The following is a 17,709-nucleotide window of genomic DNA, read 5'->3' on the forward strand; positions in this document are numbered from 1 at the left end:
GGGCGCTTTATCTCATTCGGGGGTACATAATCAGAACATGAGTACGGCAACGTATGTACTGCTGGCCGCGCCCTCGGGCGGGCTCAGGGTCGCGGTGGTCTTCATCATCGGGCTGGTGGTAGCCGGCGCGCTGATCTGGGCCGTACGCACGGGCATGCGGGTCATGGACCGGGAACCCGACCGCCCCCGCGCCGACGAACAGCCGCACCTCCCCGCCACGGGCGCCGTCCGCGAGGAGCGGGAGATGCGCGAACCCGACGAGATCCCACTGAGCGAGGACGGAAGCCCTCGGCTGATGCCCTACGAGCTGCACCACTCGGGCAGCCGCCGCGGCGAGGACCAGAACCGGCGCCGCTGGCTGCCGGGGTCCAGCGGGGCCTTCGGCAGCGGCGGGCCGGGGCACGTCTGAACCGCCCGTCCCGCACGACACAGCGGCCGGGACACCCTCCCGGCCCCTGGCCGGCACACCGTCCCGGCCCCCTTTCGCCGACGAGGGTCGCGCGGCACGGCCGAGCGGTCGGGAAAACCGCTCGCGTCCGCGCCCGTCCCCCCGCTAGCGTCCGCTCCATGAAGCGCGCCAGTGCGTCCTCGATGACGACGCCGGGAACGTCCCCGGCGCGCTGACTGCTGACCCAAGTCCGAAGCCCCGGGGCGAGTGCCCCGGGGCTTCGTCGCGCGGTGCTCGTCCTGGACCGTTCCGAGGAGACCACCGTGCCCCACCAGGACCGGCACCCCGAGCCCGGCCGGCACCCCGGCCACGCCGACGCCCACGACCGTGACCACGCCGACGACCGCGCCCACGCCCACGACCACCGGCGCCTCGGCCGCGAACTGGCGCTGTTCGACACCGACCCCCTCATCGGCGCGGGCCTGCCGTACTGGCTGCCCGACGGCGCGGTCGTGCGCCACACCCTGGAGGAGTACGTCCGCGAGGCGGAGCGCCGGGCCGGTTACCGGCACGTCTACTCGCCCGTCCTCGGCAAACGCGAGCTGTACGAGATCTCGGGGCACTGGGAGCACTACCGCGACGACATGTTCCCGCCGATGGAGCTGGGCTCCGAGGAGGTCGTGCTGCGCCCGAGCCTGTGCCCCCACCACGCCCTCGTCTACCGCTCCCGCGCCCGCAGCTACCGCGAGCTTCCCCTGCGCATCGCCGAGCTGGGCGCGATGTACCGCTCCGAGCCCTCCGGCGTACTCGGCGGACTGACCCGGGTACGGGCCATCCACCTCAACGACGCGCACGTCTTCTGCACCCCGGACCAGGCCGCCGGCGAAGCGCGCGCCGCCCTCGGGCTGATCCGCCGCGCCCACGCCGACCTCGGCATCCGGGCCGCCCGCTACCGCCTGTCCCTGCCGGGGCCCGGCGGCAAGTACGTCGCCGACCCGGAGCTGTGGCGGCGGTCCACCGCACTGCTCGAAGAGGCCCTGGACGGACTGCCGTACGAGGCGGCGGAGGGCGAGGCCGCCTTCTACGGCCCCAAGATCGACGTGCAGATCGAGGACCCGGCCGGCCGCGAGTCGACCCTGTCGACCGTACAGATCGACTTCCACCAGCCCGCACGCTTCGGCCTGCGCCACATCGGCCCCGACGGCACCGCGCACCGGCCGGTCATGGTGCACCGCAGTGTCATCGGCAGCGTGGAACGCGTGGTCGCCCACCTGATCGAGGCGCACGGCGGCGCGTTCCCGGCGTGGCTGGCCCCGGTGCAGCTGGTGGTGCTGCCGGTGGCCGAGGCGCAGCGGGACAGGGCCCACGCCCTCGTCCGGCGGGCCGTCGAGCGAGGGCTGCGCGCCGAGGTCGCCGACCCGGAGCGCGGCAGCCTCGGCGCCCGGGTCCGGGCGGCGCGCAAGGTGCCGTACCAGGCGGTGATCGGCGGGCGGGAGGCCCGGGAGGACGATCTGGTCGACGTACGCCTGCGGGACGGCCGCCGCCCCGGCCGGCTGTCCGGGACCGAGCTGCTGCGCCGGATCGCCGACCGGGTCGGGGCACGCGGCCCCGAGCTGTGGGAACCGGCCTGAGGCCGCGTAGGGTCACCGGCGCCCCGCACGCACCGTAAGGAGCCTCGCCGTGACGACCCCCGCCGACCAGCAGCAGCCCGTTCCGGTGATCATCGACTGCGACACCGGCATCGACGACGCCCTGGCCCTGCTGCTGGCGGTCCGCCACCCGCGCCTGGACCTGCGCGCGGTCACCTGTGTCGCCGGGAACACGGACGTGGCGGGGGTCGTACGGAACACGCTGACCGTGCTGGAGCACGCCGGCGCCCCGGACGTCCCGGTCGCCCGGGGTGCCGAGCGGCCGCTGATCGAGGGCGTGCGCACCGCCCGGCACGTGCACGGCGCCGACGGCATGGGCGACCTCGGTCTGCCCGCCCCCACCCGCGCCCCCGCCGACGTGGACGCGGTGACGCTGCTGCGCCGGGAGATCCTCGCCGCCCCGCGCCCGGTCACGCTGATCCCCACCGCGCCGCTGACCAACATCGCGCTGCTGCTGCGCACCCACCCGGAGGTCACCGGCAACATCGAGCGCATCGTGTTCATGGGCGGCGCGGTGGCCACCGGCAACGCGACGCCGGTCGCCGAGTTCAACGTCTGGCACGACCCGGAGGCCGCCGCGATCCTGCTCACGGCCGGGGTGCCGATCACCATGTACGGCCTGGACGTGTTCGAGCGGGTGATCGTGCCCGGCGTGGACGTGCGGCGGCTGCGGTCGAGCGCCGAACCCGGCACCCGCCTGGCCGGCGAGCTGCTCGCCCACCGCGGTCCGGCCACCGACGCCGCCGACCCCGGCGGCGGACTCGGCGACGCGGGCGCGGTCTGCGCGGTGATCGACCCTGAGGGCCTGACCACGCGGCGGCTGCCCGTCGAGGTGTCCCTCGCCCCCGGCCCCGCACGCGGCCAGACGCTCGTCGACCGCCGGCTGCGCGCCGGCGAGTCCGAACTGCACGAGGGCACACGCGAACAGCCGCTGGTGGACGTGGCGCTGGACGTGGACGTGGCCCGGTACGTGCGGCTGTACCTCGGGGCGGTCGAGCGCACGGAGGCGTAGTCACCGGCGCGTCGCGGGCGCGCGGGTTCGCTTTTCGGGTGATCTGGACAGACGTAACAGATCAGCTCGTGCCGCCCGCACGCACCGCGAAGGAGGCCGCGTGACCGTACGCAGCACCGCCGGCACCCCCGACCTGTCGTCCCAGGACCCCAACTGGTGGCGGCAGGCCGTCATCTACCAGGTCTACCCCCGCAGCTTCGCCGACGCCGACGGCGACGGGCTCGGGGACCTGCGCGGCATCACCCAGCGCCTGACCCACCTGGCCGCCCTCGGCGTGGACGCCCTGTGGCTCAGCCCCTTCTACCCCTCCGAACTGGCCGACGGCGGCTACGACGTCGACGACCACCGCGACGTCGACCCGCGCCTGGGCACCCTGGACGACTTCGACGCGATGACCGCCGAGGCCCACCGGCTGGGCCTCAAGGTGATCGTCGACCTGGTGCCCAACCACACCTCGCACCGTCACGCGTGGTTCCGCGAGGCCCTGCGGGCGGGGCCGGGTTCCGCGGCCCGCGACCGGTACGTCTTCCGGGACGGCCGCGGCGAGCACGGGGAACTGCCGCCCACCGACTGGCAGTCCGTCTTCGGCGGCAGCGCCTGGCAGCGGGTGCCCGACGGACAGTGGTACCTGCACCTCTTCGCAGCCCAGCAGCCCGACCTGAACTGGGAGAACGAGCAGGTCCGCACCGACTTCCGCACCACCCTGCGGTTCTGGTGCGACCGGGGCGTCGACGGCTTCCGCGTCGACGTGGCGCACGCGCTGGTCAAGGACCTCTCCGAGCCGCTGCGCGACCTCGGCGCCCCCGAGCTGAGCGGCGAGGCGGCCCTCGCCGAGTTCGCCCCGGGCACCCACCCCTTCTACGACCGGGACGACGTCCACGAGGTCTACCGGGACTGGCGCAAGATCCTCGACGCCTACACCCCGCCCCGCACGGCCGTCGCCGAGGCCTGGGTCCCGGGCGCCCGGCGCGTGCTCTACGCCCGCCCGGACGAACTCGGCCAGGCCTTCAACTTCGAGTACCTCCAGACCGGCTGGGACGCCGACGAGCTGCGCGAGGTCATCGCCGGGTCGCTGGCCGACGCGCGGGCCGCCGGGGCGTCGGCGACCTGGGTGCTGTCCAACCACGACGTCGTCCGCCACGCCACCCGTCTCGTCCTGCCGCCGGACACGGACCCCGACGCCTGGCTGCTGTCCGGCGGCAGCGCACCCGCCGTCGACGCGGCGGCCGGGCTGCGCCGGGCCCGCGCGGCGACGCTGCTGATGCTGGCGCTGCCCGGATCGGCGTACGTCTACCAGGGCGAGGAGCTGGGGCTGCCCGAGGTGGCCGACCTGCCCACCGAGGTCCTCCAGGACCCGATCTGGGAACAGACCGGGCACGTCCGCAAGGGCCGCGACGGCTGCCGGGTGCCGCTGCCGTGGACGACGGACGGTCCGTCGTACGGCTTCGGCGCCGGCGGCGCGTGGCTGCCGCAGCCGCCGCACTTCGCCCGGTACGCCGTCCAGGCCCAGGACGGGGTGGCGGGCTCGACGCTGGAGCTGTACCGCACGGCCCTGCGCCTGCGCCGCAAGCTGCTCGACGGTGAGTCGCTGACGTGGTCGGACGATGTGCCGGCCGGTGTCCTGCGGTTCGACCGCTCGGACGGCTGGCGCTGCGTCGCCAACCTCTCCGGCCGGACGGTCGACCTGCCGGCCGGTGAGGTCCTGCTGAGCAGCGCACCGCTGGAGGACGGGCGGCTGGGCCCCGACACGACGGTGTGGCTGGGCCTGTGACGGGACGGTGAGACCGGCCCCGGCGGCGACCCGCTCGCGCGTCCCGCCGGGGCGGGTACCGGCCGCCCGGCTCGGGCCGGGCGGCGGGGCCGGGCCCGGGTCGTCGGGGTGCCCGTGTGCCGGTGTGCCGGTGTGCCGGGGTGCCGCGGGTGGGTCAGAGGGGCGGTTGTGCGGGTGCCGGGCCCAGGGTGGTCGTGCCGGGCGCGGTGCGGTGTCCGAGGCCGGTGCGGTACGCGTCCAGGGCCGCCTCCACGCGCCCGGTGCGGCGCAGCAGGTCGCCGAGGAGCCGGCACAGGTCGGCCAGGTCGCCGGCCGCGCCGGCCCGCTCCAGCAGGCTCAGCGCACGGACGTAGTGCTCCTCGGCGGTCTCGGTGTCCCGGGCGTCCTCGGCGATGATGCCGAGCAGCCGGTGCGCGCCCGCGGAGTGCACCGCGCCGCGCTCGGAGGAGAGGTCGTCCAGGACGCCGTGCAGCAGTTCGGCGGCCTCGGCCGACTTGCCGCGCCGGTGCAGCACGTCGGCCAGTTCGACGGCGACCTGGCTGCTGTAGAGGGCGGCCCGGCTGGCCGACAGCATCCCGAGGGCCTCGCGCATCTCCTCCTCCGCGCGCGGGAGTTCGCCGTTCTGGGCGAGGACGTAGCCGCGCATCCAGTGGCAGTTGGCCAGCTCCGTGCGCAGTTGCAGCGTGCGGTACAGCTCGGCCGCCTTGGCGAGCGAGGCGTCGGCGTCGGCGAGGCGGCCCTCGGCGAGCAGGGTGCGGGCGACGGACCGGTGCATGCGGGCCACCAGCGCCGGGTCACCGGCGGTGGGGGCGAGGGAGAGGGCGAGTTCGGCGGCCTGGGCGGCGCGTGCGTGGGCGCCCATGTCCATGTACGGGCCGATCGCGCTGGCGTAGAGCAGCAGCAGCGCGTCGGGGTCGTGCAGGCCGCCGCGGTTCAGCTCGTCGAGGGTGGACTCCAGGAGGTAGACGGCGTACCGCAGTTCACCGGCGAGGTAGTGCGCGAGGGCGCGTCCGCGCACGGCGGGCACGCGGGCGGGCAACGGAGCGCCGGCCTCGGCGAGGCACTGCTCGGCACGCTCGAAGTACTCACGCCCGTCGGTCAGTTCACCCGTCTCCACGGCGCACTCCCCGAGCCCGAGCAGCGCGGCGGCCCGTTCCTCGGCCAGTTCGTGCTCCTCTGCCTCGGCGAGCAGCCCGGCGTACTGCCCGGCCGCCTCTTCGGCACCCCCGGTGGCGAGGGTGCGCTGCGCCTCGGTGAGCCTGAGGCGCAGGTCGGTGGCGAGGTGGGCGGGGCGTCCGGTGGCCAGCTCCTCGTAGCCGACGCCGAGCCGCTCGGCGAGGTGGCGCAGCGCGTCGTCGGAGGGGCGGACGCGGCCGGCCTCCAGGGTGGAGATGTAGGCGGGCGTGTAGGCCGGTTCCGCCAGCTGGCGCTGGGTCAGTCCGCGCTCGGCCCGCAGTCGCTGCACCCGGCGTCCGACGGCGTTTCGGTCGTCACGGTCACCCACTGCCGACTCCCCCTGTGGCTCTTGCCGTTCGACTCGGACGGCTCTAGGTTAAACCGCGTATTAAGTGCGCTTAACCGTGCTTGACACACCCGCTGATTCCGCAGAGGACACCGTGCCCGGACGCACCCGCACCGCCGAACGTTACGCCAGGGCCCTCGCCGCCGCCGTCGCCGCCGTGGCCTGCCTGCTGCTGGCCGCGAACGCGGTCCCCGCCGACACGGCACCCCGCTCCTCGCCGTCGGCGCCGGTACCGGAGCCCGACGGCGCCCAGCCCGCCCGGGACGCGGCCTCGGCGGTCGGCTAGCGGGGCCTGCCCGGACGCCTCGCCCGGCGTCCGGGGTCACCCCGGCAGGGGCACCGGGCGGACCGGCGGCGGCAGTCGCGGCGCTCAGCCCTGGGTCTGCAGGCGGCTCAGTTCACGCTGGACGTGGTCCAGCGCGCCCTCCCGGCTGCCCGGCACACGACCGCGCAACGCGGCCAGCGGTGGGCCCAGTTCGCGGGCCCGCACCGCGTCGCGGATCCGCCCCCACTGATGGTGGGCCCGGTCGGCGGCCGCCTCCACGGCGGGCGCCTGCGGGGGCTGCCCGGCACCGAGCCGGGTCTCGGCCACCGCCAGCCAGGCCCGGCAGCTGCGCACCGGGTCCCCCGCGAACATCGCCAGGTCGGCCCGGACCTCGGCCCAGTGCAGCGCGTCCTCCGAGGCGGGCCCGTACGCGTGGGCCGCGGCCCGCTCGTGCCGGGCGGCGAGCGCGTCGGCGTCCCCGTGCCGCCCGAAGCGCACCGCGGCGGCGATGACGGCGTGCGGGTCGCCCGCCACCGGCCCCGGCGCGGTCAGCACCAGGTCCGTCGAGGCCACCGCGCCGCCGCCCGCGGCGTCGGCGGCAGCCCGGGCCAGTGCCTGCTGGTGCAGCACGTCCGGCGGCGGCCGGTGCCCGCTGCGCAGGATCGTCGCGACACCCCGCATGTACGCCGGTACGGCCACCGTCCGCCGGGCGGGCGGCGGCGCGACGCGGCCGTAGACGGCGTTGTTGCGCCCGCAGTCGAGCGGGTGGGCGCGCAGCCACTGCCAGGTCTCGTGGTCGGCGTGCAGGTCGAGCAGCAGCGTCGTCGCGCCGCTCGGCCGCAGCCGCAGCTCCTCGCGGATCCAGTGCCAGGGCAGGGCGGTGTAGCGGACGGTCGCCGGGGTCGTGCGGGCCAGCGCCAGGTGCGGCAGGCGCTGGCGCCGGTCCAGCTGGAGCTGCCCGGCGACGTAGACGGTGAGCGGTCCGGGGGCCGCCGCGGCGGCCCGCAGCCGGGTCAGGACGGCCTGCGGCTCCAGCGGGTCGGCGAGTTCGACGACGTTCGCCGTGTCCGTGCCGGAGAGCACGGCGGGCGGCACGGCCGCGAGCACGGGGAGCACCGAGGCGGCGTCCACCAGGCACCCGCGGCCCACGGGCGCCGCCGCGAGCAGCAGCACGGTCCCGGGCATGTCCCCTCCCCCTGTCGTTCCCTGTCGTTCCGCGTCGATCACGTACGGCAGCACCGTAGCCGTTGCGACCGCGCGGCGGTGCCTCCGGGCGTCCGGCGCCCGCGCGACGCGCTGCCCGCCCCGTGCCCCGCCCCGTGCGTGCCGCGGCCAGGGCGCCTACGGCCACACCGGCGGCCGCCCCGCCCGCCGCACCGCGAAGACCGTGGTGTCGTCCCCCAGCCGCCCCCGGCAGTGCCGCAGCGTGCCGTCGCGTACGACGTTCACCAGCCGCTGCGGCGAGGTGTCCGACGGGTCGCCCGCGACGGCCGCGACGACGGCCTCGCCGTGCGGGTAGAAGGCCCCGTCGGGATCGCGGGCCTCGGTGACCCCGTCGGTCACCAGCAGCAGCGTCTCGTCCGCGGCGAGCGCGGCGCGGGCGACCGGGAGGACGGAACCCGGCGTGAGCTCGCTCATGCCCAGCGGCAGACCGCCGGTCACCGGCAGCGGACGGACACCGCCGGGCCCGACCGCGAGCGGCGGCTCGTGGCCGAAGTTCACGATCTCCACGGCGTCCGGCTGGTCGAGGCGGAAACCCACCAGGACGGCGGTGGCGAAACGGTCCCCGTCGGCCCCGCCGAGGGCCGCGGTGTGCGCCCGGTGGCGGAGCATGCGGATCTCCAGGTGTCCGGCGACCACGGCGAGGTCCGCCTCGTGGTAGGCGGCCTCGCGGAAGGTGCCGAGCAGGGCCGCGGCCGCGTCCACCGCGCCGAGCCCCTTGCCCTGCACGTCGCCGAGGAGGACGCGGGTGCCGTGCGGGCCCGGCTGGATGTCGTAGAAGTCGCCGCCCACCCGCGCCTCGCTGTCCGCGGCGAGATACACGGCGGCGTGGTCCAGGCCGCCGAAGCCCGCCGGCAGCGGACGCAGCACCGTGCGCTGCGTGGTCTCCGCGATGTCCCGCATGTGCAGCATGCGCTGTTCGCCCGCGACCCGGAACGCGGCGGCCACCACGGCGACGAGCCCGCCGATGACGACGAGCATCAGCCCGGGCAGCCCGGTCTCGTCCCGGTGTCTCCAGACGTTGTCGGCGAGGATGTAGACGACGAGGGACAGCACCGCGAACACGGCGGTGCCGCGCACCCCGCAGAGCGCGGCGGCGACGCCGGGCACCAGGACGGTCCAGGCCACGATCTGGAAGACGTTCGTGGCCACGTCGGCCACCGCGATGGCCGTGAGCATCAGGAACGGGACCATCCAGGCGACGCTGTGGCCGCGCACGCTGAGCAGTTCGTGCCGGGACTCGGCGGCGGTCCGCCCGACGGCGAAGGCCAGCCCGCCGAGCACCTTCCGGCCGCCACGCACCGGCTCTCGCACGTGTCCCCTCACACGGGACAGCGAAACACGCCCCCGCCGGGCCCGCATCCGGACTTGCCAGTCCCGGCGCCCAGGTGTGCCCTGGTAGACGGGGGCAGACGGGGCGAGGCGAGAGGAGTGCGCCCATGGCTCACGCGACACCCGCACACACGACGGCCACCGGCACCCGCACCGGCCCGGACCCGGGCACCCCCGGGCGCACGACGCCCGACGTCTTCGGCAGGAGGACCCACCTGCTGATGAAGTGGGCGATGCCCGTCGTGACCGCGCTGGTCTACGGCTACTGGGTCGCGTCCGTCCGCCGCCACGGCGGCCCCATCACCGGCTGGAACCTGCTGATCGGCTTCCTGTCGGTGCTCGCGTTCGCCGTCCTCTACTTCGCGGTCCGCGCCGTCTCCCGACGACTGCCGCGCGAGGCCCACGCGGCACTGTGGGGAGCGTTCGCGGGCAGCGCGCTGGGCTTCCTGTACTCGGGCAGCGGCGTCGCCATGTTCACCTGCGTCCTCGCCTCGCTGCTGCTCGCGGCGGCGGTGACGGCCACGCTGATCTACCACTACTACACCCACCGGGACGCGGCGGACACCCGCGCGGCCTGGGAGGCCCGCGAGGCCGGGAGGGCCCACGACGCCCGGACGGCGGTCCGGGCGGCGCGCACCACCTGACCGGCTCGTCTCCGGGGGCCATTTGCAGTCACGCCGGTCGCCCGGCGGGCCCGCGGGGGTTTGTCTCGAAGGGTGCTCCCCCGCCTCCGGGGCGTCCTGTCGGCCGTCCTGCTCGCCCTCGCCTGCCTGCTCGCGCCGTGCGCCACGCTGGCGGGCTGGGCGGTGCACGGGCCGGCCGACACCGACCGCTACGTCGCGGCCGTCGCGCCGCTCGCCGACGATCCCGACGTCAGGGAGGCGGTGGCCGACACGCTGGGCGACGGCTTCACCGGGCTCGTCGACGAGGTCACGGCCGGCCCCGTGAGCGGCAGCGTGCGGCTCTTCGTGCGGGACGCGGCCCGCTCGTTCACCCGTACCGAGGCCTTCCGCGAGGGCTGGGACGCCGCCAACCGCACCGTCCACGCCGCCGTCCTGCGCGCCCTGCGCGACGACGGGGCGGCCGGGCGCCCGGTCACCGTCGACCTGGCCCCCGTCACCGAACGCGTGCGGGACCGGCTCGCCGAGGACCACGTGCCGTTCGCCCGGCGCATCCCGGTCCGGCACACCGCGGTCACCGTGTTCCCGGCCCACGAGACGGACCGGCTCAGGAAGGGCTACCACGTGCTCGACGTCGCCGCCGTCTGGCTGCCGCTGGCGGCCGTCGTCTTCGCGCTCACCGGCATCGCCCTCGCCGCCCGCCGCCGCCGCGCCGTCACCGCCGCCGGGATCGGCACCGCCCTCGGCGGGGCGCTGCTCGCGCTCACCGTCGTGGTCGGCCGCCGGCTGACCGTCGCCGGACTCCCCGGCCCGGTGGACGGTCCCGCCGCGGGCGCCGTCTACGACGCCCTCACCGAGACCCTGCGCACCGCCTCCTGGCTCCTGGTCGCCCTCGGCCTCACGGTCGCCCTGGCCTCGTGGCTCACGGACCGCTACGGACACCGGCCGCACCGCCGCAGCCGGGCGCCGCGGGCCGCCGAGCCGTCACCGCCCCGGCCGACGCGCACCGGGCTCTGAGCCCGGAGTCGTTGCGGGAGTCGCCGGCCGGGGCGGCGTCCGGCGGGGGGGGGCGGCTCAGACGCCGATGTCGCGGCCGTCCGCGCGCCACACCGCCACGACCGCCGGGCGCACGATCTTCCCCGGCCCGTCGGGCCAGTTGCTGGCCGGCCGCTCCACGGAGGCGCCGTCGACCTCGCCGGGGTGCTGCACGGCGACCAGGACCCGCCGGTCCTGGACGAGCGGACCGCAGGTCTCCGCGCCGGTCGGCACGGTCAGGAACTGCTTCAGCTCGCCGCGCCGGTCGCCCCTGGTCGCCACACCGAAGAGCCCGTCGTGGGTGCCGAGGGCGTTGCCGTCGGTGGAGATCCACAGGTTGCCGTGGTCGTCGAAGGCGACGTTGTCCGGGCACGAGATCGGGCTGACCCGGTCCTTGGGGAAGCCCGCGAAGTAGGTCGCCGGGTCCTCCGGGTCGCCGGCGACGAGGAACAGCGACCAGCCGAACCGGGTGGCGTCGGCCCGGCCGCGGTGCTCGGTCAGCTCCAGGACGTGACCGTGCTTGTTGGCGTTGCGCGGGTTGGCCTCGTCGGGGCCCGCGTAACCGGCCTTGCCGCGGTTGGTGTTGTTGGTGAGGGCGACGTACACCTTGCCGGTGGTCGGCGACGGCTCGATGTCCTCGGGCCGGTCCATCTTGGTCGCGCCGACCTTGTCCCCGGCGAGCCGCGTGAACACGCACACCTCTTCGGCGCTCATCCCCTCGACGTGCGAGACGGCACCGCGCTCCGTGGCGGTGACCAGCGGGAGCCAGGTGCCGCCGCCGTCGAACTCGCCGTCGCGCGGCAGCGTGCCCGTCCCGTCGACCTCGATCGCCGGGGAGTCGCCGTCGAGCCTGGCGACGTACAGGGTGCCCTCGTCGAGCAGCGACAGGTTGTGCTCGCGGGCCCAGCGGGAGTTCCCGTGCCGCATCCGCTTGCTGCCGACGAACTTGTAGAAGTAGTCGAACCGCTCGTCGTCGCCGGTGTAGACGACCGGCCGCCCGTCGTGCGTCAGGCGTACGGTCGCCGCCTCGTGCTTGAACCGGCCGAGCAGCGTGTGCTTGCGCGGGGTGGAGTCCGGGTCGTACGGGTCGAGTTCGACGACGTACCCGAAGCGGTGCACCTCGTTCGGCTCCCGCGCCACGTCGAACCGCTTGTCGAACCGCTCCCACTTGCGCTCGGTGGCTCCGGTCCCGATCCCGTACCGCTTGTCGGTGGCGCTGGAGGCGTTGGCGAAGTACTGGTTGAAGTTCTCCTCGCCGTGCAGCGTCGTGCCCCACGGGGTGGTGCCGCCGGAGCAGTTGTTGAGGGTGCCGAGCACCTTGCGGCCGGTGCGGTCGGCGGAGGTCTTCACCAGGTCGGACCCGGCGGCGGGCCCGGTCAGCCGGAACTCGGTCGTGGCGGTGACCCGCCGGTTCAGCCGGTGCCGCGTGACGGGCGTCAGCCGGCCGCTCCCGCGCTCCTCCTCCACGGCGACGACGGACAGCCCGTGCGCGGCCCAGGCGATCTCGACCTGCTCGCGGGTCGGGTTCGCGGGGTCGTAGCCGCGGAACATGAGTACCTCGTCGGTGTACTCGTGGTTCGCGACGAGGAGCTGGCGGCCGTGCTCGCCCCGCAGCGGCAGCAGCGCCAGGAAGTCGTTGTTGTACCCGAACTGCCCCGCCTGCGCCCGGGCGCTCTGCCTCTCCGGGTCGAAGGCGGGCGCCCCGCGCAGAATGGGCTCACCCCATCGGATGACGACGTCCTGCCGGTACCCCTCCGGAACGGTCACGGTGTCGTCGGTGTTGGGAGCGACGGGGGTGAACCGCAGTCCGCGCGCTCCCTGATCCCCGGACGGCTCGCCGTTCCCGTGTCCCTTTCCGGCCGCGGGCGCGGCCTGCGCGGACGGCGCCCCCGCCACGCCCACCGCCCCGGCACCCGCCGCCGCGACGGTGACGACGGCGGCGGCACGCATCACGGAACGGCGGCTGAGCGCACCGGCGATGACGTCACCGACGTACTCGTTGCCGCTGGTGTTCGGCACCTCGTGGAAACAGGCGTCACCGCACCGGAAACGGCAGGTCATCGCCGACCGGCCGCCGGGGTGCGAACCGGACGGTGTGCCGATCAACGGCAGGAGCTTGCGCACTGTGTTCTCCCCTTGGGAATCCCTGTATGCCCTGGTGTCAGCGCGACCGTAGGCGCACATACGTGCGGGGACCGGGCGTCGCGGTGAACGCCGGGTGAACCCGGGGAATCCGCAGGGATCTGTGGGGACCGACGGTGACGTCTCGATCCGGCCTTGACGCGTCGCGGCCCGCATGGCAGACCCTGCACAAGATCACAAGCCGGGACCGCTAACCTTACGTGTCCGTCCTGGCCAGGGATTGACGGCATCAACTCACCCGAAGGGTTGCGCACATGGGCATTCTCACTCTCCTGCGGAACGCGTTCGGCCGGTCACGCAAAGAACGGGCCGCCCAGGCGGAGGGTGCGACGCAGGAGACGGCACCGCCGGTCACCGCGCCGGAGCCGAAGCTCCCGTCCCAGCCCACCGCGCCCCCGGAACCGGCCGAGACGCCGGCCCAGCCGGAGTCCTCCCAGATCCCCGAGCCCCGCTCGGAACCCACCCCCGACGAGCACGACCTCGTCAAGGCCGCCTTCACCAACGTCACGGTCCCCAAGCCGACGGACCCGACGCCCACCCCGGAAGCGGAATCGACCCCGGAGCCGGAGGCGGCCGCCGAGCCGAAGCCGAACGCAGCACCGGAAGCGGAGGCGGCTCCAGAGGCAGCCGAGCCGGAACCGAAGCCCGAGGCAACCGAGGCGAAGCCGAAGGCAGCACCGGAAGCCAAGCCGGAGCCCGAGGCAGCGAAGACCGAGCCGAAGACCAAGGCGGAGCCGGAGACCAAGCCGAAGCCGAAGGCCGAGCCCGAGGCCAAGCCCGAGGCCAAGCCCGAGACGAAGGCGAAGCCCGAGGCCAAGCCCGAGCCCGAGACGAAGGCGAAGCCCGAGTCCGAGCCCGAGACGAAGGTGAAGCCCGAGTCCGAGCCCGAGGCCAAGGCGAAGCCGGAAGCCAAGGCCAAGCCCGAGCCCGAGCCCGAGACGAAGGCCAAGCCCGAGCCCGAGGCCAAGGCGGAGCCCGAGGCCAAGCCGGAGCCGAAGCCGAAGCCGAAGCCGAAGGCAGCCAAGGCGGAGCCGAAGGCAGCCGAGGCCGATCCCGCGACCACGCACCCCGCACCCGCCGACGGCGAGGACACCCCACAGGGGCCACCCGCACCCGACAACGAATCCGCCACGGGTGGTGCGGGTGGGAACCGGAACGCCGAAGGCGAAGCCGAGGCGTCCCCGGCGCCCGCCCAGCCGGAGGCTAAGCCCGCCACCCCCGCCACCCGCCTCCGCTCCCACGCCCCCGGCCTCGCCGCCGCCTACAAGGCAGCCGGCACCGCCCTCAAGAAGCACGACCTCACCGGCGCCCGCGCCAAGGTCCACCTCGTCCTCGACCGCTCCGCGTCCATGCGCCCGTACTACAAGGACGGCTCCGCCCAGGCCCTCGCCGAGCAGACCCTCGCCCTCGCGGCGCACCTCGACCCCGAGGCCACGGTCCACGTCACGTTCTTCTCCACCGAGCTGGACGGCACCGGCGAGCTGACCCTCACCGACCACGAGAACAAGATCGACGAGCTGCACGCGGTGCTCGGCCGCATGGGCCGCACCAGCTACCACGCCGCCGTCGAGGCCGTCCTCGCCCACCACGACAAGGAGGCCGCCCCCGGCACCCCCGCCCTGGTGGTCTTCCAGACCGACGGCGCCCCCGACGCCAAGACCCCCGCCACCCAGGCCCTGACGGACGCCGCGGCGAACCACCCGCACGTCCACTTCGCCTTCGTGGCGTTCGGCGACCCGGAGAACAAGGCCTTCGACTACCTCCGCAAGCTGAAGACGGGCAACGCCTCCCACTTCCTGGCCGGCGAGACGCCCAAGGAGCTCACCGACAAGGAGCTCTACGAGGGCGTCCTGGCCGCCTGGCGCCCGTAGGTCCCGCCGGCACGCGCCGGAGCCACCCTCGGGGGGTGGACGGGGAACCCCCGTCCACCCCCCGAAACGCGTGTGAGGCGAGCCCGGCCGGACCAGTAGGATTTCGACCATGGCGGCCACTGGAACCGAGAAGCAGGGGGCGAAGGCGTACTACGTCTCGACCCCCATCTACTACGTCAACGACGCTCCTCACCTGGGCCACGCCTATACGACCGTCGCAGGCGACGTGCTCACCCGCTGGCACCGCCAGCGCGGTGAGAAGGTGTGGTACCTCACCGGCACGGACGAGCACGGTCAGAAGATCATGCGCACGGCCGAGGCGAACGGGGTCACCCCGCAGGCCTGGGCCGACAAGCTCGTCACGGAGGCCTGGAAGCCCCTGTGGGAGCACCTGGAGATCGCGAACGACGACTTCATCCGCACCACGCAGAAGCGGCACACCGACCGCGTCCAGGAGTTCGTGCAGGACCTGTACGACAAGGACGAGATCTACAAGGGCGGCTACGAGGGCCCGTACTGCGTGGGCTGCGAGGAGTACAAGCTCCCCGGCGAGCTGCTCGACGGCGAGGGCGAGTACGCGGGCCAGAAGCTGTGCCCGATCCACAAGAAGCCGGTGGAGATCCTCAGCGAGGAGAACTACTTCTTCAAGCTGAGCGCGTACAGCGAGAAGCTGCTCGCCCACTACGAGGCCAACCCGGGCTTCATCCAGCCCGAGTCCGCGCGCAACGAGGTCGTGAATTTCGTCCGCCAGGGCCTCCAGGACCTCTCCATCTCCCGCTCGACCTTCGACTGGGGCGTGCCGGTCCCCTGGGACGACAAGCACGTCATCTACGTGTGGGTCGACGCCCTGCTGAACTACGCCACGGCGGTCGGCTACAACGAGAACCCGGAGAAGTTCGAGTCGACGTTCCCCGCCGACGTGCACCTGGTCGGCAAGGACATCCTCCGCTTCCACGCGATCATCTGGCCGGCCATGCTGATGGCGCAGGGCCTGCCGCTGCCCGGGAAGATCGCCGCGAACGGCTGGCTGATGGTCGGCGGCGAGAAGATGAGCAAGTCCAACCTGACCGGCATCAAGCCGCAGGACCTGACCTCGCACTTCGGCGTGGACGCGTACCGCTGGTACTTCCTGCGCGCGATCGCGTTCGGCCAGGACGGCTCGTTCTCCTGGGAGGACTTCTCCGCCCGCTACACCAGCGAGCTGGCCAACGACTACGGCAACCTCGCCTCCCGCGTGGCGGCGATGGTCAACAAGTACTTCGGCGGCGAGCTGCCGGCCGCGACGGCCGACGGTGACGCGGAGAAGGCGATCCACGACGGCCTGACCAAGGCGGTCGCGGAGGCCGACCGGAAGATCGGCGAGGAGCTGGACTTCCAGGGCGGCATCCTGGCGGTCTTCGACTTCGTGAAGCAGGTCAACGGCTACATCACGGAGCAGGAGCCGTGGAAGGTCGCCAAGGACGACTCGCCGGAGGGCAGGGCCCGCCTGGCGACGATCCTCTACACGGCCGCGGAGTCCCTGCGCGCGGTGGCGGTCCTGCTCAACCCCGTCATGCCGGACACTTCCCAGAAGCTCTGGGACTCCCTCGGTGCCGAGGCCTCCCTGGGAGCCCTCGCGGACCAGCGGGTCCAGGACGCGGCGGACTGGGGCCGGCTGTCCGCCGGCGCCACCGTCACCAAGGGCGCGGTGCTCTTCCCGCGTCTTGAGGAGAAGCCGACCGCGTAACGCGCTCGCTACAGCAGGGGCCCGGGAGAAGCAGAGGCTTCTCCCGGGCCCTCCGCGTTTGCGAAGATCGAACGACAGCCATCTCACGTGGGGGGACTTTCCATGGCACTGTTCGGCAACGCGCACAGCATCGACCCGGCTCAGGCCCAGCAGGAGTACGCCCGTCTGCTCGGCCACGGCGAGCAGGTGCACGCCGCCTACCTGCTGATACGCGACACCATCATGTTCACCGACCGTCGGCTGCTGCTGGTCGACAAGCAGGGCATCACCGGCAAGAAGACCGAGTACCACTCGATCCCGTACCGCAGCATCACGCACTTCGCGGTGGAGACGGCCGGCCACCTCGACCTGGACGCCGAGCTGAAGATCTGGCTGTCCGGTTCCCAGGCGCCCATCCAGAAGACCTTCACCAAGGGCGTCGACATCTACGAGGTCCAGGCGATCCTGACCCAGTTCGTGGCGCGCTAGCCGTTCCCCCGTGAGGCCGGGTGATCCCGGCGTGCGGCATCGGACGGGGTGCCGGACCCGCGGGGTCCGGCACCCCGTCCGCCGTTCTCCGTGCCGAAGCGGCCCGCCGCTCGTGCCACCCCCGTCGGCACCAGCTCCCCTCCGTGTGGTCGCTCAGGAGACAAGGGCGGTCGGCTCCTCGTCCTCCAGGACGGCGATCTGTTCCTGGGCCCGCCTCAGGTACTCCTTGCTCCTGCGCTGGAACTCCGGTGTACGGACCTGGGCCCGGATGTGCTCTTCCACGGCCTCACGAATGACGGCGTTCGCGCTGGCATCCACCACATCGGCGTAGGCGTTCACCTTCTGCAACAGTGGTTCGGGAAATCGCACGGAGACGACGATCTGCCGCTCCTTGTCCCCTTGACGAGCTGTCTTCCGGGTGTGTTCGGTCATGGAACCCTCTTTCCGACGAGGGCATGCCGCCGCCGACCAGACGGACGACGGCACGCCGGTTACTGTCGCACCCGGGCACAGAAGTGCCAGGGAACGGAACGAACTCCGGCGGTCCACACTAGTCGTTCTGTAGTGCTGTAGTGCGGGTATCTCGTAGTTACCTCACTCTCACAGCAAGGCGTGTCGACTGAGTAACTCCCCGAAGTCCCGACTCGTCAAACGACCCGAGCGCCTTCCGGAAACGGCCCGATGACC

General features: G+C 73.8%; 15 protein-coding genes. 10 read left to right on the top strand and 5 right to left on the bottom strand.

The genetic code is table 11. From position 1 onward, the window contains the following. Positions 1-37: 37 nt before the first annotated feature. From EV562_RS23315 to EV562_RS23330, 4 genes are all read left to right on the top strand, one after another. Positions 38-409, top strand: coding sequence for a DUF6479 family protein (locus tag EV562_RS23315; protein ID WP_133888767.1), 372 nt, complete (start codon positions 38-40; stop codon positions 407-409). 302 nt (positions 410-711) lie between these two features. Then, positions 712-2,019, top strand: coding sequence for a threonine--tRNA ligase (gene thrS / locus EV562_RS23320; RefSeq protein WP_133888768.1), 1,308 nt, complete (start codon positions 712-714; stop codon positions 2,017-2,019). Positions 2,020-2,068: 49 nt separating this feature from the next. Next, positions 2,069-3,049 carry a nucleoside hydrolase gene (locus EV562_RS23325; protein ID WP_133888769.1) on the top strand — a complete coding sequence of 327 codons (981 nt, stop codon included), beginning with the start codon at positions 2,069-2,071 and terminating at the stop codon, positions 3,047-3,049. A gap of 100 nt (positions 3,050-3,149) precedes the next feature. Next, positions 3,150-4,820 carry a glycoside hydrolase family 13 protein gene (locus EV562_RS23330; protein ID WP_133888770.1) on the top strand — a complete coding sequence of 557 codons (1,671 nt, stop codon included), beginning with the start codon at positions 3,150-3,152 and terminating at the stop codon, positions 4,818-4,820. A 154-nt stretch (positions 4,821-4,974) separates the two neighbouring features. On the opposite strand, the gene EV562_RS23335 is transcribed toward EV562_RS23330, so the two are convergent. Further along, positions 4,975-6,324: a helix-turn-helix transcriptional regulator gene (locus tag EV562_RS23335; RefSeq protein ID WP_133888771.1), complete on the bottom strand. Its 1,350-nt coding sequence runs from the start codon at positions 6,322-6,324 to the stop codon at positions 4,975-4,977. Positions 6,325-6,436: 112 nt separating this feature from the next. Between EV562_RS23335 and EV562_RS23340 the strand changes: the two genes are divergently transcribed. Next, entirely contained in the window at positions 6,437-6,628 is a 192-nt protein-coding gene (locus EV562_RS23340; protein ID WP_133888772.1) for a hypothetical protein, read from the top strand. Positions 6,629-6,712: 84 nt separating this feature from the next. Here EV562_RS23340 and EV562_RS23345 read toward each other — a convergent pair whose 3' ends face one another. Together EV562_RS23345 and EV562_RS23350 are read right to left on the bottom strand one after the other, a co-directional pair. Continuing rightward, the gene (locus tag EV562_RS23345; protein WP_133888773.1) at positions 6,713-7,792 is read right to left on the bottom strand and encodes a hypothetical protein; all 1,080 of its coding nucleotides are present in this window, start codon (positions 7,790-7,792) and stop codon (positions 6,713-6,715) included. A gap of 156 nt (positions 7,793-7,948) precedes the next feature. After that, the gene (locus tag EV562_RS23350; RefSeq protein ID WP_133888774.1) at positions 7,949-9,142 is read right to left on the bottom strand and encodes a PP2C family protein-serine/threonine phosphatase; all 1,194 of its coding nucleotides are present in this window, start codon (positions 9,140-9,142) and stop codon (positions 7,949-7,951) included. A 125-nt stretch (positions 9,143-9,267) separates the two neighbouring features. Here EV562_RS23350 and EV562_RS23355 point away from each other — a divergent pair, with 125 nt between their 5' ends. Together EV562_RS23355 and EV562_RS23360 are read left to right on the top strand one after the other, a co-directional pair. Beyond that, complete coding sequence (locus tag EV562_RS23355) at positions 9,268-9,804, top strand: hypothetical protein (RefSeq protein ID WP_243860129.1); 537 nt, start codon at positions 9,268-9,270, stop codon at positions 9,802-9,804. A 72-nt stretch (positions 9,805-9,876) separates the two neighbouring features. Beyond that, positions 9,877-10,797, top strand: a complete 921-nt coding sequence (locus tag EV562_RS23360; RefSeq protein WP_133888775.1) for a hypothetical protein — start codon at positions 9,877-9,879, stop codon at positions 10,795-10,797. A 57-nt stretch (positions 10,798-10,854) separates the two neighbouring features. Here the strand turns inward: EV562_RS23360 and EV562_RS23365 are convergent, their stop codons facing one another. Next, positions 10,855-12,939: a PhoX family protein gene (locus EV562_RS23365; RefSeq protein ID WP_133888776.1), complete on the bottom strand. Its 2,085-nt coding sequence runs from the start codon at positions 12,937-12,939 to the stop codon at positions 10,855-10,857. A gap of 272 nt (positions 12,940-13,211) precedes the next feature. On the opposite strand from EV562_RS23365, the gene EV562_RS23370 reads away from it, so the two are divergent. From EV562_RS23370 to EV562_RS23380, 3 genes are all read left to right on the top strand, one after another. Beyond that, on the top strand, positions 13,212-14,828 hold the full coding sequence (locus EV562_RS23370) for a VWA domain-containing protein (RefSeq protein WP_133888777.1): 1,617 nt from the start codon (positions 13,212-13,214) through the stop codon (positions 14,826-14,828). Between the two features lie 109 nt (positions 14,829-14,937). After that, positions 14,938-16,554: a methionine--tRNA ligase gene (gene metG / locus EV562_RS23375; protein ID WP_133888778.1), complete on the top strand. Its 1,617-nt coding sequence runs from the start codon at positions 14,938-14,940 to the stop codon at positions 16,552-16,554. A gap of 102 nt (positions 16,555-16,656) precedes the next feature. Continuing rightward, positions 16,657-17,022, top strand: coding sequence for a PH domain-containing protein (locus tag EV562_RS23380; RefSeq protein ID WP_133888779.1), 366 nt, complete (start codon positions 16,657-16,659; stop codon positions 17,020-17,022). Positions 17,023-17,175: 153 nt separating this feature from the next. Here EV562_RS23380 and EV562_RS23385 read toward each other — a convergent pair whose 3' ends face one another. Continuing rightward, on the bottom strand, positions 17,176-17,454 hold the full coding sequence (locus EV562_RS23385) for a hypothetical protein (RefSeq protein ID WP_133888780.1): 279 nt from the start codon (positions 17,452-17,454) through the stop codon (positions 17,176-17,178). Positions 17,455-17,709: the final 255 nt, after the last annotated feature.

Origin of the sequence: Streptomyces sp. BK208, from assembly GCF_004364245.1 — a bacterium.
Classification (GTDB): Bacteria; Actinomycetota; Actinomycetes; order Streptomycetales; family Streptomycetaceae; genus Streptomyces.

What these genes read in the sequence shown, in the direction of transcription:
- EV562_RS23345 (WP_133888773.1), bottom strand. Translation starts at nt 7,792, where the DNA reads ATGCCCGGGACCGTGCTGCTGCTCGCGGCGGCGCCCGTGGGCCGCGGG.
- EV562_RS23355 (WP_243860129.1), top strand. Translation starts at nt 9,268, where the DNA reads ATGGCTCACGCGACACCCGCACACACGACGGCCACCGGCACCCGCACC.
- EV562_RS23380 (WP_133888779.1), top strand. Translation starts at nt 16,657, where the DNA reads ATGGCACTGTTCGGCAACGCGCACAGCATCGACCCGGCTCAGGCCCAG.
- EV562_RS23315 (WP_133888767.1), top strand. Translation starts at nt 38, where the DNA reads ATGAGTACGGCAACGTATGTACTGCTGGCCGCGCCCTCGGGCGGGCTC.
- EV562_RS23370 (WP_133888777.1), top strand. Translation starts at nt 13,212, where the DNA reads ATGGGCATTCTCACTCTCCTGCGGAACGCGTTCGGCCGGTCACGCAAA.
- metG (WP_133888778.1), top strand. Translation starts at nt 14,938, where the DNA reads ATGGCGGCCACTGGAACCGAGAAGCAGGGGGCGAAGGCGTACTACGTC.
- EV562_RS23385 (WP_133888780.1), bottom strand. Translation starts at nt 17,454, where the DNA reads ATGACCGAACACACCCGGAAGACAGCTCGTCAAGGGGACAAGGAGCGG.